Genomic DNA, 25,168 nt, shown 5'->3' with positions numbered 1-25,168 from the left:
AATGTAGTCATTATGGTCTCATTATTTTAATCTTAATTTTCTATATATTGTGAATATTATTAAGGGGAATTATTAAGGGGAATTTTTATGCCGATGTTTAAAAAGCGACTTCTCGTTATCTTGGTCATCACCGGACTTATTTGCGGTGTGATCACCTACAAGAACTATTCCCAGCAAAGTGTCACCTTGGAGGACACCTCCCAGGCTGCTGCGACTGAAAGCAACTCCCCCGTAGAAAAGAGCAACGGGAAAATCGTTGTCTATGTAACAGGCGCCGTAAATAATCCCGGTGTTATTGAACTTGCCGAAGGGGCCCGCGTCATTGATGCGATAAACAAATGCGGCGGAATGAGTGAATCAGCAGATCCGGAAAACATAAACCTAGCCATGAAAATAACAGATGGCACGCAAATAAAAATTCCAGCCAAAAATAGTGCCGATGCTACTTCCTCTGCCCACGCTGACAAACAGTCAGATAAAATCAATATTAATTATGCTGATGAAAGCGAGCTAGATAAGCTGCCCGGAGTAGGTCCAGCCATGGCTAAACGAATTATGGAATACAGACAAACGGAAGGCTTGTTCCAATCACTAGACGATTTAAAAAAGGTACGTGGTATCGGTAATGCTAAGTTTAATACATTAAAGGATAAGATAACATTATGAGATACGGACAGCATCCGCTTTATATGTTAAATTTTCTCTTATTATGCCTTTCTTTAGGAATAATTACCGCTAGTATGCTGCCTATTCCCATTTCTATTACCGCTATTGCCTCTGTCCTCTTTTTTATAGCGGGCATTTGTGCTGCCCGAAAAAAATCCAGCTATACTTTTTTAATCTTAGGCTTATTGTTTTTATCTCTCGGCAACTGCCGTTATGCATTCGATACTGAGCTGCCACCCAACAATATCGGCAACCTGGCAGGACAAACCAAAAAAATCACAGGAGTCTTGCAGAATCAGCCCACCATTTTAAAAAATGATGGCAGTTTCCTGCACATGCGTTATGAGCTTTCAGCTTTGCCACCTGTCAGCGGTGGTTATTACCTTTACACGCGCCAAAAGGCTCCCTCCTCCGCCCAAGCAGGTGACCAAATAACCGCTTCTGGCAAAATACGTAAAATCAGTTCCTATAAAAATCCCGGCCGCATAGATAATACTTTACAAGCCAAAATCAACGGTATCCATGCCTATATGGCAGCTGGTAAAACTGAAATTACTATCGACTCCCGGCCAAATGATATGCGCCTGCTGAAAAAAATAGGACAGCTGCGCTCTGCCGTCAAAGCATCAATGGAAAAGGTGATGCCCGCTGCTGATGCCGCTGCTGTTTTTGCTATGCTTTTCGGTGGCTATGTTGGTATTGACCCTGATCTGCTCGACACCTTTACCACGACAGGAATAGTCCATATATTGTCCGTTTCCGGTTCCCATATAACGCTTCTCGCCGGAACAATCATTATGCTCGGCCGTTTTCTGCACCTGCGCCGCCAAATGACGATTTTTATCTTGACGGTTTGTATAGGCATCTATGCCATCTTTTGTGGTTTAACTCCGCCCGTCATCCGTTCAGCTGCAATGGGAATGCTTTCTTATATGGCGTTTGCCGCCGGTAGGGAAAGCCAAGCCCGTTACTTACTTTCCCTCGTTGGTATTTTCATGCTGCTCATAGCGCCACTACTCATCTTCAATATCAGTTTCCAACTATCTTTCGCCGCTACCGCCGGCCTTTTATATACAGCCTCCTTTTTCTCCCAAAAGCTTTCTTTTCTTCCCCGTTTTTTAGCTGTGCCCTCCTCAATAACCCTAGGCGCGCAATTTTTTTGCCTGCCCTTCCTATCATGGTATTTCCACAGCATTTCCTTAAGCTCACTGGCAGCCAATATAATCGCCGTTCCTCTTGTCGAGATAATTATAATTGCGGCATTGGCAGCCGTTCTCATAAGTATGCTGCTTCCCTTTTTGGCTTCTGTTATTTTTGTCTTTTGCAGTTTGTTATTAGGATTAGTCTACGAAATAACGCAGCTCCTAGCCAAGCTGCCAGGCAGCTCTATTTATCTGCCTTATCTTACGATCCCCGGCAGTATCTTTTATTACCTCTGCTGGTTTATTATTTTAAACGACCGCTGGTTTCGTTTTTGCAAACAAACATTGCAAGTACATCGCTATACCTGTATTATATTTCTATGCTTATCCATAACAGCTTTACTCTATGATAATTTTCAGGAACACGACCTAGCTGTACACTTCATTGATGTCGGCCAGGGTGATGCCGCACTGGTCATAACGCCCCATCAAAAAGCTGTGATGATAGACACAGGCGGCATCCGTGACAGCGATTACGATATAGGCAAAAACGTCGATGTTCCTTACCTATATCATTATGGTGTAACTGCCCTCGACGGTATCTTCTTAAGCCATGCCCATGCTGACCATGCTGGCGGAACAAGCGGCATCAGCAAACGAATTCCTATTACCAAAATACTCACCGGCCATGAAAGCCGCAGTGAGTATGCAAGTATATGGCATATTTCACCACAAAGCGATATAATGGAGAAGACGACCGCAGTAACGGAGAACCAGACCTTTACACTCGACGGCGTAAAATTTATTGTTCTTTATGCCGCTCCTATTGTTAATCCTGCGGACAATAATGAAACTTCCGTTGTTATAAAAATAGTATATAAAAATTTCAGTGTCCTATTCACCGGCGACTTACCGGCAGAAAAGGAAAGTGAATTATTAAAAAAGCACGGCAGTGACGTTGCCTGTACAGTGCTAAAAGTAGCGCACCACGGCTCGAAAACCTCCTCATCAGAGGCATTTCTCCTAAAAGCTCGGCCACGCTGGGCAGTTATTTCAGTTGGTGCCGACAATAGCTACGGTCATCCTGACGATGGTGTACTGACCAGGCTTGCCGCTCTAAAAACATCAGTTTACAGGACAGACAAAAACGGCGCTGTTGTCTTTTATACCGACGGCCAAAAATGTACCGTAGTTCCTTATAATAACTGAAACGGGGGATTTTTTTGCAATACGGTGAAGCGATGGCAACATTGCGAAAAAATGACCTGAAAAGACTTTATCTCATCACTGGCGAAGAAAAATACCTAGCGGACAAATTTTTAAAAACCTTAACCGCAAAACTTTTTCCCGATGGTAAGCAAACTGATATAACGAAACTGGACGATACAGCATCCGTAAATGATATTATCGAAATATGTTCAACCATGCCCTTTTTCTGCGATAAAAATATCGTCCATATACGTAATGACAGCCTTTTCAAGGAAAGAAAAAGCAAATCTGCCGACAAACGCGAAACACTTTTCATCAATTTACTGGCTAATATGCCTGATTTTACCACGCTTATACTAGAGACCAGCGAAAAAGCCGATAAACGGCGTAAGCTTTACAAAGCTTTTGAAAAATACGGATTGGTACTCGAAGCTGACCCTATAAGGGCATATAATATTGACGAATGGTTAAAAAATAAATTTAGGGAAATAGGAAAAACACCTGATACTGAAGCTTATAATTATCTTTTAGCTACAATAAGTATCATGCAACAGGTCTCTCTTGGTTTCTTGGATAAAGAGCTCGACAAACTGGCTTTATTCACGGACAGGCGGGACATACGGAAAAATGACCTCATCAACATATTATCAGGCCTTCCCGAAATATCCGCATTTGCCCTGGCAGAAGCAGCCGGAAATAAAAATATTAAAAAAGCTTTATATCTTTTAGAAAAACAATTGAAAAACGGTGTCCACCCTATCAGCATCCTCATTATTCTCACGCGCCATGTACATCAGCTTTGGAAAATAAAGTTTTATTTAACGCAAGGTCTTGACCCGCGTGCAATAGCAAAAAAAATTGGTGTCGTTCCCTTTATAGCAAAAAAACTTATCGCCCAGGCAAAGCAGTTTGATCTCCAGACATTGCGGCAGGCAGTCAGCAATCTTGCCGATGCCGATTATCGGCTTAAAACAGGACAGTCCACACCTGTCTTATTCGAAGATTTACTAATAAGATTATGCCGCTAAACGTAAAGCAATACGTTATTCAGTTTATATGTGTTTTCTCGTCATATACTTTGTAGTATAATCTGTTGTAGTGTATAATTTTTGTGTATGTTCAACGCGATAAGTACCAATGCAGGAGACAACACACCCTTCCCATATTTCAGCAAACTTTAGAGGAGCAATAGATTTTGGATACCACTTTAGACAAAATAGAAGAAAAAATACAAAAAGGGCAACGCCTTTCCAAAGAAGACGGCATGGCCCTTTACGCATCAAATGATTTAGCCAGGATAGGCCAGATGGCTGACACTGTACGGAAAAGAATCAGTGGCGATTTTGTGTACTATAATGTAAACCTGCATGTAAATCTAACCAATATATGCATAGGCCAATGTAAATTTTGTGCATTCGGTTGTAAACGCACAAGCGATAAAGCCTATGAACTCACAAAGCAGTCCATTTTGGATAGAATTGCCAAAGCCGCTGAAGACCCGGACATGCGAAATCTGCATATAGTCAGTGGATTGCATCCTGACTGGCCGTATGAACATTACCTTGATATTATTAAAACCATCAAAAAAACATTTCCCACGCTCCATTTAAAAGGTTTTACCGGCGTTGAAATAATGCATTTTGTAAAAATAAGCGGGAAATCAATAGAAACTGTCCTGCGGGAACTGATCGCGGCCGGTCTTGAAGCTATGCCCGGAGGCGGCGCAGAAATCCTTGATGACAGCATCCGGCAGAAACTCTGCCCTAACAAAGCAACCAGTGCTGAATGGCTGGAAGTGGCACGTACAGCACACAAGCTCGGCATAAAAACAAATGCCAGTATGCTTTACGGACATATAGAAACCAAAGAACAGAGGATAAACCATCTGTTGACACTTCGTGCTTTACAGGACGAAACAGGCGGCCTGCAAACATTTATCTGTTTTCCTTTCCAACCCAAAAACACCGCGCTGGAAGACTCTATTACCAGAACAAGCGTTTGGGATGACCTAAAAACAATGGCCATCAGCCGGCTCATGCTCGATAATGTCCACAACATCAAAGCTTACTGGGTTATGCTCACACTGCCTATAGCAATGCTGGCTTTGGGTTTTGGCGCCAATGACATAGACGGTACTGTCGGCGGTGAAAAAATAATGCATGCGGCAGGTGTCCATTCCCAAAAGTCCCTTTCTAAAAATACGCTTATTGCCGCCATAAAAGAAACCGGTAGGATTCCAGCTGAATGTGATTGTAATTCCAATGTCATACGGACATTTTAAGATAAGTGAGGTTGTATTATGGATGAACTAATTAAAGCTCGGCAAAAAGCGCGCACAGGTTCCCGCTTATCCTTAGAAGACGCATTACTGCTCTACCAAAATGCCTCTTTGCTGGAACTCGGCCAATGGGCAAGAGCCGCCAAAGAACGGCACAGCGGTAAAAATGTCTATTATAATATCAACCGGCATTTGAATTTAAGCAATACTTGCACAGCCTCTTGCCCGCTTTGTGCTTTTTCTGTAAAAGAAGGAGATAACCGCGGTTATATTCTTTCGCTCGAAAAAATTACTGAAATAATAAAGAGGGCTGTGCAGGAAGCACCTGCTCTTACTGAAATACATATTGTCAGTTCTTTATGCCCTGATGTGGAGTTTTCTTATTACCTTGATGTTCTGCACACAGTCAGGAAATTGTTGCCCGACGTACATATCCAGGCATTTACTCCTGTCGAAATAGTTCATTTTGCCAAAATAAGCGGGAAATCCATCAAAGAAGTCCTGCAATGCTTAAAAACAGCCGGGCTGTCTTCTCTTCCCGGTGGCGGCGCAGAAATCCTTGATGACCATATTCGGCAAATAATATGCCCTGACAAGGCCTCCACCGCCGAATGGGTAGAAACCGTAAAAACAGCACACCGTATGGGAATACCGACCAACGCTTCCATTCTTTACGGCCATATAGAAACGCTCGAACAGCGGCTGGCCCACCTGTTTAAACTGCGTGCCATCCAAGATGAAACAGGTGGATTCGGCGCTTTTGTTTCCTTTCCCTTTTATCCGCAAAATACCAAACTGGCCGAACTTTATCCAATAAAACCGTTGACTGCTTGGGAAAATCTCAAATTTATCGCCATATCGCGTCTTGTTCTCGACAACATAGACCATATCAAGGCTTTCTGGATAATGCTCAGCGAAGAGATTGCCCAGCTTGCCCTTGCTTTCGGCGCTGATGACCTTGACGGAACAGTTGGTGAAGAAAAAATTATCCATGCGGCAGGTGCCAAAACTGGCAGCCTCATGACGAGAGCGCATTTGAGCAAAATGATCGTACAGGCCGGTTATTGTCCCGTAGAACGTGATTCTTTATACAACCCAGTAAAGCAGCCGGTCTCACTTTAACGGCTGCTTTCCACAAAGCAAATATACATAGGAGTAAAAAATGGAACGATTGACTGACGAAAAAGCTGTTTTCCTGCTCAAAAACGGTGACATACTGACGTTGGGACAGCAGGCGGACAAAGTCCGCAGGCAGCTGCATCCGGGTAATATAGTGACTTTTATTATTGACAGAAATATAAATTATACAAATATCTGCGTAAATGAATGTAATTTTTGTGCTTTTTACCGCCGTCCAGGTGACAAGGGTGCCTATCTGCTATCTATGGATGATATCCTGCAAAAGGTACAGGAAACAGTCGATGCCGGTGGTACGCAGATAATGCTGCAAGGCGGCTTGCACCCCGATATGGGTTTCGATTACTATATTGATATGCTGACCACTATCAAAAAAAAATTTGATATCACAATCCATTCCTTCACTGCTACTGAAATTCTTCATTTTAGCAAAATCACAGGTTATTCCGTTACCGAAGTATTGAAACGGCTTCAGGCTGCCGGCTTATCTTCCCTGCCCGGCGGCGGTGCGGAAATCCTTGTCGACAGAGTGCGGCGCATCGTCAGCCCGAAGAAACTGATGACCGCTGACTGGCTCAATATAATGCGCTGCGCCCATAAAATAGGTATGAAGACAACAGCTACGATGGTATTGGGACTCGGTGAAACTGTGGAAGAACGCATCGAACACATGCGCAAAATACGTATGCTGCAAGATGAAACAGGTGGATTCCGGGCTTTTATTATGTGGACTTTTCAACCTGGCCATACAAAAATAGGCGGTGAAAAGCTCTCTTCCTGGGAATATCTTAAAACCTTGGCAACCGCACGCCTTTATTTTGATAATATCAGCCACATGCAAGGTTCGTGGGTCACACAAGGAAAAAATATTGGCCAGTTGACGCTGGCTTTTGGTGCTGACGACCTCGGCAGTATTATGTTGGAAGAAAATGTCGTGCGTGCCGCTGGCACCTCACATCATATGTCGGTAAATACCATGACCGACATTATCAAAAAGACTGGCAGCATCCCGGCACAACGCGATACTGCCTACAATATCATCCGCTACTGCAAATAATTTCATTTATATTCGATCGGAGGTAATACATTTGACTGAACAAAATATTCCCAAAGCAGAATTTGCCGTAATAGGCGGTTCCGGCACCTTATCCAGTAATTTTCCTGCCAAGGCAGATGCTGCCGATGTCAAAATTCTTGCTGACCATCTTGTCTTTGATACTCCTTACGGAAAAACATCTGAACTCCGCCTTTTTGAAGTCGCCGGTAAAAGGGTGCTGACCTGCAAAATGCATGCCTGGCGCAGTGGTGTAAGCCGCTCAGACGCTTCACGCCAGCTTTTTTGGACCTTCCGCGAAGCCGGTGTAAAAAGGATTATATCAGAAGGCGGCGTAGGGACAGTCAATAAACTGCTCGATACACGCGATTTTCTGATTCCTGACGATTATTTAGACCTGTCGGTACGAAAAGATGTAGGGCTCGAAGGGAAATATCTACTCGTCATGCGTGATCCGCTTTGCCCGCAAATGCGCAAAGCACTTATCGACACGACAAAAAAACATTTCCACGGAAGAATTTTTACCCGCGGTACTTATGCCAATACGGATGGGCGCCATTTTGAAAGCCCTGCCGAAATAGCCATGATGAACGGCCATGCCGATATCGTTGGGCAAAGTATCTGCCCAGAAGTTTATCTTGCCCGTGAAATAGGCGCCTGCTATGCCGGTCTTTACTATGTCGTAAATTACGGCGAAGGTATCAGAAAATCCTGGTCGCATGAAGAACTGGAAAATATTTTTTACGATGACGCCGCTATGATAGGCAATATCATTTTGGACACAATTCGTTCCCTTGCCGCTGACAGAAATTGCGAATGCCTTTCCCTGCGCAAGGAAACTTTATTAAAAGGTATTTATGATGATTAGCGCCATACCGGTAAAGACTTTTTCAGCACAATTTTACCGTAGAATTACTTTGCTTTTTTTCTTAGTATTTTTTTCCACAGCTTTATTTCCAGCGTTGTCTTTCGCCCAGAGTGGCACCGCTATACTTTTGCCTTTTAGCGATGCCTCGGGCAAACGTCTTGGTCCAACAGCCGACGACATGCTGACTGCCCGACTTGCCAGTGAATCTATCTTCACTCTTGTCGACGGTACAGCCACGGCTGCAGCTGTAAAGAAAGCCAATTACAATGCTTCAACAGCAGATATCACTACTGCGCTTGAAACAGGGCATATAACCAAAGCCGATTATATTATTATCGGCCGTATCGATTCGGCCTCCATGGATAAAAACACTGTTGTTTTCGCCCAGCAATATGAAGCCAAAGTTCGCTTAAACATAAAAATCATCAGCAGCTTTACTGGGCAGGTCGTCTATTCTGCCAATGCTGACGGAATAGACCAAAATATCAAAATAAACGGTTTAGGCGGTAAAGCCGATTATACAAATGCGGTTGAAGATGCCCTGGACAAAATAATGCTCCAGCTAAACCGCAGTTATCCCGTATACGCCAAAATAGCTGCTGTAAATGACAAAGAAGTTTATATCAATATCGGCAGTCAGTCCGGTATCAAAACAGGTGATATTTTCACCATATATGAAACAGGAGCCGCCGTCATTGATCCTGATACAGGCAAAACAATTACATACCAAAGAAAAAAAATAGGCACTTTAAAAATTATCCGTGTCGAGGGCAATGCCTCTGTCGGCCAACTGCAAAACGATGCCCAGCCACAAATCGGCCAAATCGTTATAAGGGAATGAAGCTCTGTTCCTTGTCCCTTAACCGTATTGCCCGAATTTGTCGTATAGATATTTTTGTGCTATACTTATGAACGTCTTTATTGACAGTTGCAATGAAACGTATTGATGCATGGAGGACTTTTAATGCCAAGCGAAAAAAAAGGTCATAACTATGACTATACAATTAAACTAATCCCCGGTAATGGTGGAACAGTGCGTAATATCCACCTGACATCCAAACTTTTCAAATACGGGATAGTGTCTCTTATAGTAAGCGCCCTGCTCTTGATTGCCGTCTTCTGTTTTGCCGGTTATACCTTCTTTTCTAATAAAGTAGACAAGCAAACCATTGAAGACCTGCAAAATGCCAATGCCATCCAGCAGGAAAAGCTGACTGAGTTAGCGCAAAAGGCAACGCAGCTGCAAGATAGCCTCGATAAATTAAATGCTGCTGAAAAAGAATTGAAATCTCTTTCTAATGTTGACGCCCAAACCACAGATGATTCCTCTGCCGGCCAAAATGCTGATGCTAACGGTGGTCAAGGCGGCCCTGTTATAGCACCAGATGTCCAAAATCTTGCCGAAGTGCTGGACAATTTAGAAAAACGCGTTGCCATCCATCAGGAAAATATAGAAAATCTGCGCCAGGCTCTTGTAACACAGCGCAAACAGCAGTCCTTTATATCTGAAAAATCGATTACAACCCCACTTGGTATGCCAGTAAATGGGCCAATAAGTTCACCATACGGCTTTAGGTGGAATGGCACTGACTTCCATCCTGGTGTTGATATTGCCGTTGATTACGGCTCTCCGATCAGGGCTACCGCCGATGGTGTCGTAACTACTGCTGGTTGGAACTCCGGTGGTTATGGCAATATGGTTGATATAGATCATGGTAATGGCATAGTCACTCGCTACGGACATGCCTCCAGTGTTGTCGTTTCAGCAGGCCAGCATGTAAAACGCGGCCAGGTAATCGCCTATGTAGGCAGTACCGGATTCAGTACAGGACCGCATGTACATTATGAAGTTCGTGTAAATGACAGACCTGTCAACCCGGCTAGTTACTTCTAAAAAATTTAATTTCCATCTATAGATTACTAATATCCACGGATTGTTATAAAATTCGTGGATATTTTTTATTTTTCTATAAGTATTATGTATACTGCAATACAATACAGTACATATTTCAAATAAATATTAGGAAGAGTTCTTATAAACCATTATTATAATTACAATTATACATTATGTGCATTTTATCACATTTTATTATTATGATGAATAAAAATACGGTTCCTGTATTTTATGCATATTTTTAAATAAATCCCAAATCCCTTTTTTTATTTTTTGGCTAAAGAATACAATATTTTAGTATAAAAATAGAATTTTTTTATTGACAGTATAAGCATACATTAATATAATTATATATGCGTCTATTTCTTAAGTACAATTGTTCTATATAATTATATTATCATAGATGTTTTTTTAGAGTGGAATTATACCTTATCATTTTTGCTAGACTACTCAGCACTGTTGCTGACGCATCATATATTGGCAAATAACCAATATATGATTTTTTAGTCTATAAATTTAATCGTTTTATTTATGATGTTGTTATCGTGTATTATTTTGGGGGCGAACAATAATGTGTAGAATTGGTTCAATAAAAAGTAAAGTGGCATTTAGTCCATCAAAGGCTTTGTATCTCATGCTGCCGCAACAAGAAGGCCATGATAATTCAGGCTTTGCAATGGTTATGCAGGATTTGTACGGTATTTTTACTCCGTATAAGGATAAGCCGCTATTATCGCTCGCCTGCACACAGCGTGGCGCACAGATGGTCGAAGATTTCATGGACAGCCATAATTTTGAACAGGTAGCCGAATGGATTCCTGTCCCCAATAATCAACCGGGACTTGATATAAAGGCTATGCCGTATTACATCTTCCGCAACTATGATTATCCTGAATACTATCGTGATAAGCCTATGTCCGAAAAAGAAGAACTGCTGCTTAATGTGCGGCTTAAACTCCGTGAAATATTGGAAGCAGCTGGTGAAGGCTATGTTTATTCTTTCTGGCCTGACGTCTTAACATTAAAAGAAATAGGTGATCCTCGTGATATTGCGACGTATTTTCGCCTTTGGGATGATAATGGCTGCCTGATGGCCAAAAGCATCGTTGTCCAATGCCGCCAAAATACCAATTACGATATCGTTCGCTATGCAGCGCATCCGTTTTTCTTACAAGGCTACACACTTTGCGCAAACGGTGAAAACACCTTCTATACTAAAAATAAAGAATTCCAAAAATCTCTGCATAGAGGCTATGTAGGTTTTGAATCCGATTCGCAGAACTTCCTCTATACACTGCATTATGTATTGCATGAATTAAAATGGCCTATAAAATATTACAAGCATGTCATAACTCCGCTGCCATTTGCTGAAATAGACCAGCGTGAAGATAAAGATGTGCTCAAGGCAATCAGACAGTCCCTTGCCAATTTGGAAATAAACGGCCCAAATACTATTATTGCTAATTTACCGGACGGACGTATGCTAACCTGCTGCGACTCCAAAAAACTCCGTCCTGTAGTTGTAGGACAAACCGATGACACCGTGGCAATTTCTTCCGAAGTATGCGGTTTAAATGAAATTATGCCGGATCGCGATATGTCCAAAGATATTTATCCCAATGAACGAGAAGTCGTTGTTATTGATAACGACCTGGAGGTGCAAAGATGGAAGCAGTAAAATCACAAGACATCTGCAAAGCTGATCTAAAATGGAATATAGAGCACATTATGGAACGCTGTACAATGTGCGGCAGCTGCATCTCTACCTGCACAATCGGTGCAATCAAAGCCGGCGTTATCCGCGTTGATAAAACTTTTTCAGATGATATAAAACCTAATCCACGCCGTACGCACAGAACTATTCCCGTTATCAAGCAGGTCAACACCATCGCTAATGCCTGTATTGGCTGCGGCATGTGTGCGAAGGTATGCCCCAACAATGCTATCCGCCCGGTAAGGAACCTTGACAGTCGCCAGACATTACTCTCACGTGATGCTGGACCGATAAAACGTGGTGGCAGAACAAACTTAAACGCACAAAGAACGCTTGACCATATAATCGTCGGCCGTATCAGCCAGATGACTGACCCATCGCTTGATTCGATCAGACATACGTTTGATATTCGTTCACCGTTCGGCCGTGTTTTACCTGCCACAGAACTGCCTTTTAGCTTAAAAGACGGCAAACTGGTCATGGTTCATAAAGCACCGCCAGTCCGTTCGATATACCCATTGATTTTCTCTGATATGTCAATCGGTGCTTTATCCACGCGTGCATGGGAAGCTGTGTCCATGGCAGTAGCCTACCTAAACGAAAAGTGCGGCTTACCCGTACGCATGAGTTCCGGTGAAGGCGGTATGCCCAGTAGACTGCTTGAATCAGAACAACTCAAATATATGATATTACAAATTGCCTCCGGGCATTTTGGCTGGAATAGAATAATAAAAGCTATGCCGCGCATGAAAGCAGATCCTGCCGGTGTCCTCATTAAAATTGGCCAAGGCGCAAAACCTGGTGATGGTGGTCTGTTGCAGGCCGCTAAAGTAGCGGAACATGTCCAAGCCATCCGTGGTGTGCCTAAAGCTACACTTTCCTCACCGCCTAATCACCAAGGCCTCTATTCAATAGAAGAATCTGTACAGAAAATGCATTTATCCCTTAATGCCGCGTTTGGTTTCAGGGTTCCTGTTGCCATAAAATGCGCTGCTTCAGCCACATCTGTATCAGTTTATAATAATTTGCTGCGTGACCCGTACAAGATCTGCGGCGGCTTTTTCATCGATGGTATCCAAGGCGGCACAGGCGCTGCTAATGAAATCTCGCTTGACCATACAGGCCATCCTATCGTATCCAAAATCCGCGACTGTTATCTTGCCGCAGTAAAGCAAGGCCTGCAAGGACAGATTCCCCTCTACGGCGGCGGTGGTATCGGTATGACAGGCAATGCTGCAGCAGATGCTTTCAAAATGATCTGCCTTGGCGCCAACGGTGTATTCGTCGGTAAAATGCTCATTCAGCTGTTAGGCTGCGTAGGCAACGAAGAAGGCCGCTGCAATGCCTGCAATACTGGCAAATGCCCTACCGGCATCTGCACACAGGATCCGCGTCTTGTTAAACGCCTTGATGTCGATCGCGGCGCCCAAAAAATAGTAGATTATGTACTCACTTTTGATAAAGAACTTCGTAAATTAATGGCTCCTATCGGTAACAGCACTCTACCGGTAGGTCGCAGCGACGCTTTGGTCTCCACTGACAAAGCCATTGCTGAACAATTAGGTCTTCAATATGTATGCTGAGAAAGGAACCGTTTAATATGCTTAAGATAGATACACTGAAAGGACATGACCGCATGTCCACACAGGATTTACTGCTCACCGTCAGTGCTGCTGTAGCCAACGGTGAAACCGAGTTTGATATAACGGCTTCCGGTCAGCATGACATTGGCGGCCCGTTATGGCACCCAGAAGGAAAAACCCTTCACTTCCACGTTACTAATGCAGGTCAGCGCCTGGGTTCAATGTGCCTCAATAATACAGAAATCGTTGCTGACGGTTCAGTGGCAGCAGACGTAGGCTGGCTTAATGCCGGCGGCAAAATAATCGTAAAAGGTGACGCTGGTGACACTGCCGGCCATTGTTCTGCCGGCGGTAAAATATACATTGGCGGCCGCGGCGGTACACGTACTGGTTCTTTGATGAAACATGATCCGCTTTATGAAGAACCTCAGCTCTGGATATTGAAAAACGTCGGCAGTTTCGCTTTTGAATTTATGGGCGGTGGACGTGCTGTCGTTTGTGGCTTCGATAGCGAAGAATTTGATTCTGTGCTCGGTGAACGTCCGTGCGTTGGCATGGTTGGCGGTACAGTATACTTCCGCGGCCGTGCCCACAACCATCCCGCAGATATCCTGCTTGAAGACCTCGATGCCAGCGATATCGCCTTTCTCTCCGGTGGAATGGATGAATTCCTAAAAGCTGTAGAAAAAGAAGAACTGCACGACGAACTTTCTGATTGGAGCCAATGGCATAAACTACGCCCCCTGTCCTTTGAAGAAAAACAACATACAAATATAAAACACGTTGACATGCGCTCCTTCCGTCAGAAGGAATGGATAAAAGGCGGCCTGTTCAGCGATGTAGCCGTAGATGATTTTGCAGTTAAAAATCTGGTGGAAAAAGGGCTTTACCGGCAACGCGTACCCGTATGGAACAATGCTAAATACGCGGCTCCGTGTGAATTTGCCTGTCCGGCACATATTCCCACCCAGCTCAGATATAAACTGCTGCGTACTGATAAACAGGAAGAAGCCGTTAAGCTTATTCTGGAATATACTCCGTTTCCTGGTTCTGTATGCGCTTCTGTCTGTCCTAATCCATGTATGGATGCATGTACCCGCGCTAAAATTGACCAAGCTGTACAAATAGGGCCTTTGGGCTTTCAATCTGTATATGCCAAGCTCGACATGCCAGCAACAAAAACGGGTAAAAAAATAGCTGTCCTCGGCGGTGGTGTAGCCGGATTGGCCGCAGCATGGCAGCTTATACAGCGTGGCCACGATGTAACGGTTTATGACGACGATGACCATATCGGCGGTAAACTCGAACAAGTTATTCCACGTGCACGTCTGCCCCATGAATTATTGCAGGCAGAATTAAAACGCATTGAAGATGCCGGTGTAAAATTTGTTCCTAAATACAAAGTAGATACCGCTAAATTTGCTTCTATCAAAAAAGAAAATGATGCGGTAATCGTAGCTACTGGTGGACACAAATCAAGATTCTTCCCTTGGGAAGGTGCCGAAAAATTAACCATGGGCCTGACTTTTCTCAAAGCCATAAATCGTGGTGAACATCCACATGTCGGTAAAAACGTCATCGTCATCGGTTGTGGTAACTCCGGTATGGATACTGCCCGTGGTGCTTATGACATGGGTGCTGAAAAAGTAACCTGTATAGATGTCCAAAAACCTGCCGCGTTCCAAAACGAAATCGACCACATCGAACAAATGGGTGGTAAGCTTGTATGGCCGTTCATGACAGCAAAGATAACCGATGATGGCATCTATGATAATAACGGACGGTTCATCGAAGGAGATATGGTTATTGTTTCTATCGGTGAAGCCCCTATCTTAGATTATCTGCCGCAAAATGACAGTATAAAGAAATTCCGTGATTGGCTTGTCCCCGGAAAAGACAATGCTATTCTCGATGGTGTATTTGCCGCCGGTGACGTAATAAAACCCGGTCGACTAGTAGATGCTATTGGCTCCGGCAATAAGGCCGCCTATTATGCTGATGCGTATGTATTGCACAAAGATGTTCCTACCTTCCCTGAAAAGAAAGAAGTCAGTGCAGACACCCTCGACAAGGAATATTTTGAAAAATACCATCACACTGACCTGCCCGAACCAATCGGTGATGTAGATCGCTGCGTGAGCTGCGGTACTTGCCGTGACTGCAAGACCTGTCTTGACTCTTGTCCGGAAAAAGCCATTGACCGCATAGATCACGGTATGGGAATCATCGAATATAAATCCGATGGTAATAAATGTATCGGCTGCGGTATCTGTGCTGGTGTTTGCCCGTGCGGAATTTGGGAACTCACTGCCAATCCTGAACCGATAAAAATGTACCGTACTGGCAACAAAGCCGAATAAATTTAAAATAATAAACACTGCAAGCGACATGAGCTATTGTTTACAGTTCTCATTTCATATCAAAAAGCCGTCCTTATAAATATAAGGGCGGTTTTTTGTCAATCAAAATGTTTTTACAAGCAACATTGCTTTTTACTGCTTTCAACGCCAGCAGTAACCAAGGCACAAAAATACACTCCAGCCTCGCTTTTCCTCACGCCTGAACTGAAGTGTATATTTTATATTTACTTATTTATTTTTAAACTGTGCTACGGCCTTAAATGCGTTGCGGGCAGCAGCTTCTGTTTTCTCTATATCCTCATCACTGTGTGCACCACTCATGAACAATGTTTCAAATTGTGATGGTGCTATATATATTCCTTGTTCCAGCATAGACTTAAAATACACTTTAAATGCTTCCTGATCAGAAGCTGCCGATGTTTCATAATCATAAACATCCTTATCATTAAAGAATATGCCAAACATTGAACCAGCCTGGTGAGCCTGTATCTTCACACCAGCTTCTTTTGCTGAGGCCTGCATACTGAGCAATAATTTTTTTGTCTTCAGCGTGAGCACCCGGCTATAATCCGGCTGTCCGTCCTCAGGATCAGCGGTAAGCAGTGATAAAGTGACAATCCCTGCTGTCATGGCCAATGGATTGCCACTCAAAGTTCCTGCTTGATACACAGGGCCTTCTGGTGCGACCATATCCATTATTTCTCTTTTCCCGCCATATGCTGCAACCGGCAGCCCGCCGCCGATTATTTTACCAAGGCAGGTCATATCGGGAACTATTCCATAAGCGGCTTGGGCACCACCCAAGGAAGCACGGAATCCACACATAACTTCATCGAAGATCAAAACAATGCCATGTTTCTGTGTCAACTCACGCAGTGTACGCAGATATCCTTGTTTTGGCAGCACCAACCCCATATTGCCAGCTACTGGTTCCACTATCACTGCGGCAATCTCATCGCCTTGTTCTTCCAGCACCTTTGTTACTGCCGCACTATCGTTATACGGCACTGTAATTGTATCTTGCGCTGTTCCCTTCGTCACTCCCGGGCTGTCTGGCACGCCAAACGTGGCTGCACCAGAACCCGCTTTTACCAAAAGACTATCTCCATGCCCATGGTAGCAGCCTATAAATTTAACAATTTTATCCCGTCCTGTATAACCTCTGGCTACACGAAGAGCACTCATTGTCGCTTCAGTGCCCGAATTTACCATACGTATTTTTTCTATTGAGGGATATACACTCATGACAAGCTTAGCCAGATCACTTTCTAATACAGTCGGTGCACCGTAACTCGTACCCTTTTCTACAGCTTTTTGCAGTGCAATTACCACCTGAGGATGTGCATGACCTACTACCATTGGTCCCCATGAGCCTACATAATCAATATATTCATTTCCGTCTATATCATATATTTTACTGCCTTTAGCATGATCAATAAATGGTGGATCACAATCCACATTTTTATAGGAACGTACGGGACTGTTTACGCCGCCCGGCATCAGCGTTTTCGCTTCTCTAAAAGCAGCTTGTGATTTATCTAAATGAAGCATATATTCCCCAACTTTCTTTGCTTTATTACTATACCAAACACTGCCAATATTATAACATTCCGCCCGTATTAATTCAAAATAAAGATTGCCCGCACCATTCAAAAATCAGCCGTGAAACCAATGTTAATCTATAATTGCAAAAGTTCCGCAATATTTTCGCCCATAACACGCCGGCGTATACCGCTGTCCTGTATTGCTTCTTCTAATATCAGCCGCGCTGCCCGTGGCGTCATATATGGTGCATCAGAAGCGAAAACCGTTCTAAGCGGATATTCTTTAACTGCGTAATAAGGTGCCATTGTCGTAAATGATGCCGATAGATCAAGATATACATTAGGAATATCCCGCACTGCTTTTATCGTATCCAGCCAATGCACTCCACCCAGATGGCCGATGATAACAGGTATTTTTGTGTATTCTACCGCCAATTCCAGCAATTCCTTTATATCTGTGAATTTTACCGGTTCAAAAGTATGCACCCATAACGGCAACCGCCCAAATTCTTCTGCGGAGGAAAAAATTGTTCTTAGTTGTTTTACTTCTCCTGTCTTAGGAACTATTTCCCCTAAGCCAATAAATTTATTTTTTATAATATACTTTTCTATCCATTCATTGTTTTCTTCTACGGATAAACCAAGTGGTATACAGCCAAAAGCTTTATATTTTTGTGGATATTTGTCGACAACCTGTTTCAATTCCTCCAGGGAATGTTTTCTTGCCTCAACAGGATTCCTTTTACCCGTAAAAATATCGTATAACGGTTGCAATTCCTGTGTAAGCGTCGTCAAATCTTGTGCTGTTTCAGGATGGATAATTGTCGAAAACAAAATTGTAAAATCCACCCCTGCTTCTTCCATTAATGCCAACTGTTTCTTTTCTGGCACGATAAGGTGCTCGTGGCTGTCAATAATCATCTATCTTATCCCCTTCGCTTTTTTCAAACGATTTAATCTTTTTGCGGAGGCGTGTCCTAATCTTATTCATCAACAGAAGCTGTCCATCAATCTTTTTCAGTTTATCTTTATAAATTTTATAGGCCATCGGGCAAAGCGGTTTATTCTGCAAAAATGCCGGGCAATCAGAAATGTCCGCGATTTCATCCGTATTTAATCCTAAAGATAAATAGAATTGTATAGTTTTCACTATTGTTACCGCTGTATCATCATAATCGCGATAACCGTTAGGAAGACGCCGTGACGAAAGCAACTTTTTTTGCTCATAATAGCGCAACGAGCGAACACTCGCACCTGTCTGGCGGGACAATTCTTTGATCAACAAGATTACTTCCTCCTCAAATACATTATAAAGTATGACATTGATGTAATAGTCAATGTTTTTAGCAAAGATATATATAAATTACAATAATAATTGGGATATTCTCGCATTAATTAAACCGCCAATACAGCCATCAAACATTTACCGGAAAAGCCTTATCCTCACAAACAATACCGCTGTACTGCTTCTGCCACACCGGCCTCATTATTTGAGGCGACAACTACATCAGCTATTTTTTGCAGTGATGCTATTGCGTTACCGACAGCAACACCCACTCCCGCAGCCGAAACCATAGAAACATCACTGCCTTCATTACCGGCCGCCATAACATTTTCCGCCGAAAAGCCATACCTTTTGCACAAGAACTCAACCGCACTGCCCTTGTTTATCCCCTCCGGCATTATTTCAATGCCGCTTTCCAACAAGTTGGCATGATTCATTCCCACAGCCTGTATAGCTGCCAGCTTGGCCTGTTTCTGTAAAATCCCCGGTATATATATTCTGCATATTTTATCAGGGGAAGCTGCTAAGAAGTCAACTTTTTTATAAGGGACATTAAAATTTTCCGCGTATTTTATCGTTTCGTCGGTAATTCGATTTACGTACAGGCTGTTCTTCCCATATGCTTTAATATAATCCCGTTCCATATCAAAAAGACTTAAGATTTTGCCACAGACAACCGCAGGAATCGTTTTTTCCTGTATTGCCATGCCGTGGTGTACAATATATGCTCCACATAAAGCCGCCATAGGCATATCGGCAAGATGCAGCTGTTGATAATACGGTAGCATTGCACAGGCAGGCCTTGCCGACACCAAGATGATCTTAATCCCCTTAGCAAGTGCTTGCCCCAATGCCTGAACATTTGCTTGCGGTACGGAGCCAGCATCATTTAACAAGGTTCCATCCATATCGAGGGCAATCATCTTTATATTTTTTTTGCTCATAATCTTCTCCCCTAAAATATTTTACTCATCCCGCTTGGAACAACTATTACAACTACCATTTTATATATAAAAAATGCACAAATCAATTCTACTAACTGCTGCTTTGATTTGTGCATCTTCTTATAGAAAAATATTCTTATTTACTTTCTCTTAACCATTTTACCGCATCGATGGCATGATATGTAATAATGCTGTCTGCACCAGCACGTTTCATACTTGTCAATGTTTCGAGCACAATGCGCTTTTCATCGATCCAGCCGTTTTTAGCAGCTGCTTTTACCATTGCGTATTCTCCGCTTACGTTATATGTAATAAGCGGTAAATTAATATGTTCCCTGACACGTCTTACTATATCAAGGTATGATAAGGCCGGTTTAACTATGATCATATCCGCGCCTTCATCTAAATCCAGATCAACTTCTTTTATGGCTTCACGCGCATTTGCGGGATCCATCTGGTAAGAACGCCGGTCGCCAAAAGATGGTGCCGAATCAGCTGCATCCCTAAAGGGACCATAATAAGCCGAAGCATATTTGACCGCATATGACATAATGGACGTGTTAATATATCCTTCATCATCAAGTGCCTGGCGAATTGCAGCCACTCTGCCATCCATCATATCAGACGGAGCTATAATATCAGCGCCTGCTTTTGCCTGGCTTACAGCCACCTTCTGCAAAAGTTCCAGCGTAGCATCATTATCTACATAATGACCGCAAAGCTTACCACAATGGCCATGTGAAGTATATTGACAAAGGCATACGTCGCCCACGATTACCATTTCCGGAACAGCCTGCTTTATAGCAGCCATTGCACATTGTACAGGGCTCTTCATATCCCATGCTGACGAACCTATTTCATCTTTATATTCCGGTAGGCCAAAAACCTCTACTGCCGGAATGCCCAGTGCCCACAATTCTTTTGCCAGCTTTACGGCATTATCTACAGAGATACGATAACAATTCGGCATACTTGGTATTTCTTCACTGACGTTTTTACCTGCGACAACAAATATAGGATAAATAAAATCCTTAGCGGTAATTTCTGTTTCCCTGACCATAGAACGGACAGCGGGAGATATACGCATACGACGCGGCCGCAATTTCTGCGGAAATTTACTTTCATTCATAAGTATAGAGAGAGCACAGCTCTCTTTGTCACCTCTTCTTCCCAAATGTTGAACCTGATTCATATTATAGCATATAATGTTATTTATTTAACAATTATTTTATTACTTTCTCTAATAAAAATAAGGCCACATCAACGGATAAAGCGGTCATTTTGCAGCTATTTATGCATTCTGTGTAAAACGCGCCAAAAAATCCTTCGTCTTTTCATTTTTCGGATTGCCAAAAACTTCTTGCGGAGTGCCATCTTCGACAATAACTCCGTCAGCCATGTAAATGACACGTGTTGATACGTCTCTGGCAAAAGCCATTTCATGCGTCACAATTATCATGGTAAGCCCTTCTTCAGCAAGCTCACGCATTACACCTAAAACTTCACCTACCATCTGCGGGTCAAGTGCCGACGTAGGTTCATCAAACAAGAGTATCTGCGGCTTGATAGCCAATGCCCGAGCTATAGCCACACGCTGTTTTTGTCCACCTGACAATTGGTCAGGCCGCGCGTTTATATATTGTTCCATCCCGACTTTTTCCAGATATTTCATGGCTATCTGTCTGGCTTCTTCTTTTTTCCGCTTCAAAACGGTAACAGGACTCGCCATACAATTTTGCAATACTGTCATATTGCTGAATAAATTAAACGATTGGAAAACCATTCCCACTTTTGTCCTGTATAGCGCAATATTATTGCTCAAGTCAAGGATGTTTTTCCCCTCGAAAACGATCTCACCGGACGTAGGCATCTCCAGAAGATTAATACAGCGCAGCATTGTCGATTTTCCCGAACCAGATGCCCCGATTACGCTGATTACATTTCCCTGTTCCACTGTAAAGTCTATGTCTTTTAATATCTCACGTTCACCGAAATATTTCACCAAATGTTTTACTTCTAAAATAGGCTGTTTCTTTGCCGTAGCCAATCTTATTTCCCTCCCATTTTCGTATTGTTGGGGAATATGCCCGTCGGATCAGCCATAGGGTCGCCAACCAGCTGATAATCTGCCGAACCCGCCATTCTTTTTTCAAAGTAACGCAAAAGCCGGGAAGCAGCAAAAGTCATAATAAAATAGATCACGCACGTAACAAAAAAGACTTCAAAATAACGATAATATACACCAGCCGCAGATTTTGAAGCAAAATAAAGTTCGGTAACAGAAATAACATTCAGAACAGATGTATCTTTTATATTGATTATAAGATTATTGCCGATCTGAGGCATTATATTTTTAAGCGCCTGCGGTAAAACTACAGTGTACATCGTCTGAAAATGATTCATGCCTATGGCCATAGCGGCCTCTGTCTGCCCTTTATCAATGGAAATAATACCACCGCGCACTGTTTCTGCCATATATGCTCCCGTATTTACAGAAACCACCAGAAAACCAGCCAACATCGCTGACATGTCAATGTCAAAAACAGCCATAGAGCCATAATAAACAACCATTGCCTGTACGATCATAGGTGTGCCGCGGAAAATTTCCACATAAGCCGCAAAAATAAACTGAACAATTTTATTTAATATCTTAAGCCCGGTATTTGTCCTTTCCGTCACTGGAACGGTCTGCACAATGCCCACTAAAAGACCAATAATGCACCCAATGAGCGTGCCCACTATAGCAAGCATTAAAGTGACGCCTGCGCCTTGCAACAAAGCGCTACCGTACTGATTAATGATGAATACAACCCAGCCGAAAAAAGTTGTCGGCATATCTGCTGCCATCAAACCACTCCTTTAAATAAATATTACATTTGTCTATAAAAAAACTAAACATATTATACTATGTTTACAACAATTAAACCATAAAAAAATCTGAGGAGATAAGCAAACCATCTCCCCAGATTTTCTATTTAAAACTGAAATATTTATTTTGACAAAGGCTGATCTTTGATCGCTTCTTCCATCATTTTAGAACGATCGTCTTCACTGATGTTAGCAAGCTGTTCATTGATTTTCTTTAACAAGTCACTGTTGCCCTTCTTTACGGCTATGCCCATTTGGACATCTTCCGGTGATGCCTTAAAGGCTCCGTCACCTTGGAAGTCAAGCATCTTGAGGTCAGGATTGGCATACGCTGCCGCCATAGCGGTAGGTTTATCCAATACCAGTACTTCCACTTTACCGGAAGTCAGAGCCACTACCATTCCCGGCACATTATCAATTGCCGGTTGTTTATTCGCATTTGGAATCTGGTCGATTAAGTCATACCATACTGTATTGAGCTGGGATGTTGCGACAGCTCCATTTAAATCTGTTACGCTCTTGGCGTCAGCATATTTACCGTCCTTTTTCACGAGAGCGACAATTGACGCATTATAATAAACATCGGAAAAGTCCACTGTCTGCTTGCGCTTGTCGGTTATACTCATACCAGCTAGCACAACATCAATTTTACCTGTATTGACAGCTGGGATAAGCCCATCCCATTCCATTTTGTGGATTTCCAGCGTGTAGCCCATACCTTCTGCAATCTTCTTTGCCATCAAAACATCATAGCCCATAGCATACTGGTCAGCATCAGTTATTTTCACTGCCCCATTAGAATCATCATTTTGCGCCCAGTTAAACGGTGCATATGCGCATTCCATACCCACACGCAAAACCTTCTTATCCGAATTCCCTGAGGAAGCGCCACAGCCTGCTATCAAAGCGGTACCAACAGTCAGTATACACACAGTGATTATAGCTGCAATCTTTTTTGTCACTCTCATAAACTGCATCCATCCCCTTAAATAATTTACCAGATTATTACAATAATATAATATTTTTCCATTATAGCAACGCACAGTTTGCTTGTCAATTTAATTAACTTGCTTATAAAAATCACGGATAGCGCTTATAAGCCCCACAATAGTATACTTTTTGGCAATAATCGTAGGATTTATCCCGTTTTTCCGACACGTTTCTGCTGTAATCGGGCCAATGCAGGCCACCACTGTGCCGGCCAATAATTCTTTTTTATTGCCAAGCAGCTTGAGCAGATTTGTTACGGTAGAGGAGCTTGTAAACGTGACAATATTTATTTCCCCGGCTGCCAGCTTCGCCGCTACAGCTTCGTAGTCAAAGTCCGCGGTTACTGTCTTATAGCACTGCACTATATCTACCTGCGCGCCTGCCTTTTTTAGTTCATCCGGTAAAACAGACCTTGCTTCTTTTGCTCTGGGCAGAAGAATTTTTGTTTCTCTTTTGACCTGCGTTCCCATTTCGGCCAGTATGCCTTCCGCACAAAATTCATGCGGCACAAGGTCAGCCCTAACACCATACCGGCAAAGAACCTTTGCCGTACTGCTGCCAATGGCCGCAATACGCATATTGCCCAAAGCGCGGGTATCAAGTTTCTTATTTGCTAGACGTTCAAAAAATTTACTTACGCCATTTGCACTAGTAAATATAATCCATTCATATGCACCGATATTTTCAATGGCATTATCTAATCCCGCAAACGCATCATCAGGTTTTTCAATACTGATAACCGGTGCTTCTATGCAGGACGCGCCAAGCTGTTCCAACCCTGCTGTGAGTTTTGATGCCTGGTTTCTCGCCCTCGTGATAAGTATCTGCCTGCCGAATAATTCCTTATTATCAAACCATCTCAATGAGTCTCGCAGTTTGACAACATTCCCCACAACAAAGACAGCCGGCGGTTTAAGACCGTATTTTTTCACATCGGCTGCGGCATTTTCCACAGTTGTCACGAGCACTTCCTGCTGCGGCTTAGTTCCCCATCTGACAAGGGCAGCTGGTGTTTTCGGCTCTCTGCCGTTTGCGATAAGCTGCTTAGTTATATAAGGCAAATTACCGACACCCATCAAGAAGACTAATGTGTCTATTCCCACTGCTAAATTTTGCCAATTTATCCCGGACTCCTGCCGCGTTGGATCTTCATGCCCGGTAACGACAGCAAAAGATGCCGCTATCTTGCGGTGCGTCACCGGTATTCCCGCATAAGCAGCCGCTGAAATAGCTGAAGTAACACCAGGCACAATTTCAAATTGCAGTCCATTTTGTCTGAGTGCTAAGGCTTCTTCCCCGCCCCGGCCAAATACGAAAGGATCGCCGCCTTTTAGTCTGGCTACTGTCTTGCCCATTTTAGCCTTATCCACTAACAGCTGATTTATTTCTTCCTGCCGCATTGTGTGCTTATCGGCCTGTTTTCCTACATAAATAAGTTCTGCCTTATCCGCCGCATAAGCAAGCAGTTTTTTATCCGCTAAATAATCGTAAACTATTACATCAGCTTTTTTTATACACGCTGCTCCCTTGATTGTCAAAAGACCTGCATCTCCCGGTCCGGCGCCTATAAGATAAACGATTCCTGCCATTTTTCCCTCCGCAGTGCTATCAATATTATTATTTCAAAAAATA

The 25,168-nt window shown here is 43.0% G+C and carries 21 protein-coding genes; 12 read left to right on the top strand and 9 right to left on the bottom strand.

The annotated features are described in order from the left end of the window. The first annotated feature begins 87 nt into the window (after positions 1 to 87). From EDC37_RS00900 to EDC37_RS00845, 12 genes are all read left to right on the top strand, one after another. On the top strand, positions 88 to 666 hold the full coding sequence (locus EDC37_RS00900) for a helix-hairpin-helix domain-containing protein (protein WP_132546979.1): 579 nt from the start codon (positions 88 to 90) through the stop codon (positions 664 to 666). Next, positions 663 to 3,017, top strand: a complete 2,355-nt coding sequence (locus EDC37_RS00895; protein WP_132546978.1) for a DNA internalization-related competence protein ComEC/Rec2 — start codon at positions 663 to 665, stop codon at positions 3,015 to 3,017. The genes EDC37_RS00900 and EDC37_RS00895 overlap by 4 nt, the downstream gene beginning before the upstream one ends. Positions 3,018 to 3,031: 14 nt before the next feature. Continuing rightward, positions 3,032 to 4,045, top strand: a complete 1,014-nt coding sequence (gene holA / locus EDC37_RS00890; RefSeq protein WP_132546977.1) for a DNA polymerase III subunit delta — start codon at positions 3,032 to 3,034, stop codon at positions 4,043 to 4,045. Between the two features lie 167 nt (positions 4,046 to 4,212). Further along, a complete protein-coding gene (gene mqnE, locus EDC37_RS00885) occupies positions 4,213 to 5,298 on the top strand; it encodes an aminofutalosine synthase MqnE (protein ID WP_132546976.1) in 1,086 nt (361 codons plus the stop codon). 18 nt (positions 5,299 to 5,316) lie between these two features. After that, positions 5,317 to 6,417 (top strand): radical SAM protein, encoded by a 1,101-nt coding sequence (locus tag EDC37_RS00880; RefSeq protein ID WP_132546975.1) that lies wholly within the window; start codon positions 5,317 to 5,319, stop codon positions 6,415 to 6,417. 40 nt (positions 6,418 to 6,457) lie between these two features. After that, on the top strand, positions 6,458 to 7,489 hold the full coding sequence (mqnC, locus tag EDC37_RS00875) for a cyclic dehypoxanthinyl futalosine synthase (protein WP_132546974.1): 1,032 nt from the start codon (positions 6,458 to 6,460) through the stop codon (positions 7,487 to 7,489). Between the two features lie 31 nt (positions 7,490 to 7,520). Then, positions 7,521 to 8,354 (top strand): phosphorylase family protein, encoded by an 834-nt coding sequence (locus EDC37_RS00870; RefSeq protein ID WP_132546973.1) that lies wholly within the window; start codon positions 7,521 to 7,523, stop codon positions 8,352 to 8,354. Further along, positions 8,344 to 9,195 carry a FlgT C-terminal domain-containing protein gene (locus tag EDC37_RS00865; protein WP_132546972.1) on the top strand — a complete coding sequence of 284 codons (852 nt, stop codon included), beginning with the start codon at positions 8,344 to 8,346 and terminating at the stop codon, positions 9,193 to 9,195. The genes EDC37_RS00870 and EDC37_RS00865 overlap by 11 nt, the downstream gene beginning before the upstream one ends. Positions 9,196 to 9,318: 123 nt before the next feature. Continuing rightward, positions 9,319 to 10,248, top strand: a complete 930-nt coding sequence (locus tag EDC37_RS00860; RefSeq protein WP_132546971.1) for a M23 family metallopeptidase — start codon at positions 9,319 to 9,321, stop codon at positions 10,246 to 10,248. Positions 10,249 to 10,819: 571 nt separating this feature from the next. Further along, on the top strand, positions 10,820 to 11,926 hold the full coding sequence (locus EDC37_RS00855; protein ID WP_132546970.1) for a class II glutamine amidotransferase domain-containing protein: 1,107 nt from the start codon (positions 10,820 to 10,822) through the stop codon (positions 11,924 to 11,926). After that, positions 11,914 to 13,545 carry a glutamate synthase-related protein gene (locus EDC37_RS00850; protein WP_132546969.1) on the top strand — a complete coding sequence of 544 codons (1,632 nt, stop codon included), beginning with the start codon at positions 11,914 to 11,916 and terminating at the stop codon, positions 13,543 to 13,545. Before EDC37_RS00855 ends, EDC37_RS00850 begins: the two co-directional genes overlap by 13 nt. A 17-nt stretch (positions 13,546 to 13,562) precedes the next feature. Beyond that, entirely contained in the window at positions 13,563 to 15,905 is a 2,343-nt protein-coding gene (locus tag EDC37_RS00845; protein ID WP_132546968.1) for an FAD-dependent oxidoreductase, read from the top strand. Positions 15,906 to 16,133: 228 nt separating this feature from the next. On the opposite strand, the gene hemL is transcribed toward EDC37_RS00845, so the two are convergent. The 9 genes from hemL to cobA all read right to left on the bottom strand — a co-directional run bounded on the left by hemL (position 16,134) and on the right by cobA (position 25,125). Further along, entirely contained in the window at positions 16,134 to 17,456 is a 1,323-nt protein-coding gene (gene hemL / locus EDC37_RS00840; protein WP_132546967.1) for a glutamate-1-semialdehyde 2,1-aminomutase, read from the bottom strand. A gap of 128 nt (positions 17,457 to 17,584) precedes the next feature. Continuing rightward, positions 17,585 to 18,370, bottom strand: coding sequence for an amidohydrolase family protein (locus EDC37_RS00835; protein ID WP_132546966.1), 786 nt, complete (start codon positions 18,368 to 18,370; stop codon positions 17,585 to 17,587). After that, positions 18,360 to 18,734: a MerR family transcriptional regulator gene (locus EDC37_RS00830; protein ID WP_132546965.1), complete on the bottom strand. Its 375-nt coding sequence runs from the start codon at positions 18,732 to 18,734 to the stop codon at positions 18,360 to 18,362. The genes EDC37_RS00835 and EDC37_RS00830 overlap by 11 nt, the downstream gene beginning before the upstream one ends. A gap of 158 nt (positions 18,735 to 18,892) precedes the next feature. Further along, positions 18,893 to 19,678, bottom strand: coding sequence for a Cof-type HAD-IIB family hydrolase (locus EDC37_RS00825; RefSeq protein ID WP_132546964.1), 786 nt, complete (start codon positions 19,676 to 19,678; stop codon positions 18,893 to 18,895). Between the two features lie 136 nt (positions 19,679 to 19,814). Then, positions 19,815 to 20,807, bottom strand: a complete 993-nt coding sequence (hemB, locus tag EDC37_RS00820; RefSeq protein WP_132547080.1) for a porphobilinogen synthase — start codon at positions 20,805 to 20,807, stop codon at positions 19,815 to 19,817. A gap of 162 nt (positions 20,808 to 20,969) precedes the next feature. Then, a complete protein-coding gene (locus EDC37_RS00815; RefSeq protein WP_132547078.1) occupies positions 20,970 to 21,701 on the bottom strand; it encodes an amino acid ABC transporter ATP-binding protein in 732 nt (243 codons plus the stop codon). A gap of 26 nt (positions 21,702 to 21,727) precedes the next feature. Then, positions 21,728 to 22,525, bottom strand: coding sequence for an amino acid ABC transporter permease (locus EDC37_RS00810; protein ID WP_132546963.1), 798 nt, complete (start codon positions 22,523 to 22,525; stop codon positions 21,728 to 21,730). Between the two features lie 143 nt (positions 22,526 to 22,668). After that, on the bottom strand, positions 22,669 to 23,514 hold the full coding sequence (locus EDC37_RS00805) for a transporter substrate-binding domain-containing protein (RefSeq protein ID WP_132546962.1): 846 nt from the start codon (positions 23,512 to 23,514) through the stop codon (positions 22,669 to 22,671). 90 nt (positions 23,515 to 23,604) lie between these two features. Then, on the bottom strand, positions 23,605 to 25,125 hold the full coding sequence (gene cobA / locus EDC37_RS00800) for a uroporphyrinogen-III C-methyltransferase (protein WP_132546961.1): 1,521 nt from the start codon (positions 25,123 to 25,125) through the stop codon (positions 23,605 to 23,607). Between the last annotated feature and the right edge of the window lie 43 nt (positions 25,126 to 25,168).

This window comes from Pectinatus cerevisiiphilus, assembly GCF_004341685.1.
GTDB classification, from domain to species: domain Bacteria; phylum Bacillota; class Negativicutes; order Selenomonadales; family Selenomonadaceae; genus Pectinatus; species Pectinatus cerevisiiphilus.
This window is presented reverse-complemented; position numbering and strand designations above follow the sequence as displayed.

Excerpts from the sequence above, each read along its gene's own strand:
- EDC37_RS00900 (WP_132546979.1), top strand. The coding sequence starts at position 88 with ATGCCGATGTTTAAAAAGCGACTTCTCGTTATCTTGGTCATCACCGGA.
- EDC37_RS00895 (WP_132546978.1), top strand. The coding sequence starts at position 663 with ATGAGATACGGACAGCATCCGCTTTATATGTTAAATTTTCTCTTATTA.
- EDC37_RS00880 (WP_132546975.1), top strand. The coding sequence starts at position 5,317 with ATGGATGAACTAATTAAAGCTCGGCAAAAAGCGCGCACAGGTTCCCGC.
- mqnC (WP_132546974.1), top strand. The coding sequence starts at position 6,458 with ATGGAACGATTGACTGACGAAAAAGCTGTTTTCCTGCTCAAAAACGGT.
- EDC37_RS00865 (WP_132546972.1), top strand. The coding sequence starts at position 8,344 with ATGATGATTAGCGCCATACCGGTAAAGACTTTTTCAGCACAATTTTAC.
- EDC37_RS00860 (WP_132546971.1), top strand. The coding sequence starts at position 9,319 with ATGCCAAGCGAAAAAAAAGGTCATAACTATGACTATACAATTAAACTA.
- EDC37_RS00855 (WP_132546970.1), top strand. The coding sequence starts at position 10,820 with ATGTGTAGAATTGGTTCAATAAAAAGTAAAGTGGCATTTAGTCCATCA.
- EDC37_RS00850 (WP_132546969.1), top strand. The coding sequence starts at position 11,914 with ATGGAAGCAGTAAAATCACAAGACATCTGCAAAGCTGATCTAAAATGG.
- EDC37_RS00845 (WP_132546968.1), top strand. The coding sequence starts at position 13,563 with ATGCTTAAGATAGATACACTGAAAGGACATGACCGCATGTCCACACAG.
- hemL (WP_132546967.1), bottom strand. The coding sequence starts at position 17,456 with ATGCTTCATTTAGATAAATCACAAGCTGCTTTTAGAGAAGCGAAAACG.
- EDC37_RS00835 (WP_132546966.1), bottom strand. The coding sequence starts at position 18,370 with ATGATTATTGACAGCCACGAGCACCTTATCGTGCCAGAAAAGAAACAG.
- EDC37_RS00825 (WP_132546964.1), bottom strand. The coding sequence starts at position 19,678 with ATGAGCAAAAAAAATATAAAGATGATTGCCCTCGATATGGATGGAACC.
- hemB (WP_132547080.1), bottom strand. The coding sequence starts at position 20,807 with ATGAATGAAAGTAAATTTCCGCAGAAATTGCGGCCGCGTCGTATGCGT.
- EDC37_RS00810 (WP_132546963.1), bottom strand. The coding sequence starts at position 22,525 with ATGGCAGCAGATATGCCGACAACTTTTTTCGGCTGGGTTGTATTCATC.
- EDC37_RS00805 (WP_132546962.1), bottom strand. The coding sequence starts at position 23,514 with ATGAGAGTGACAAAAAAGATTGCAGCTATAATCACTGTGTGTATACTG.
- cobA (WP_132546961.1), bottom strand. The coding sequence starts at position 25,125 with ATGGCAGGAATCGTTTATCTTATAGGCGCCGGACCGGGAGATGCAGGT.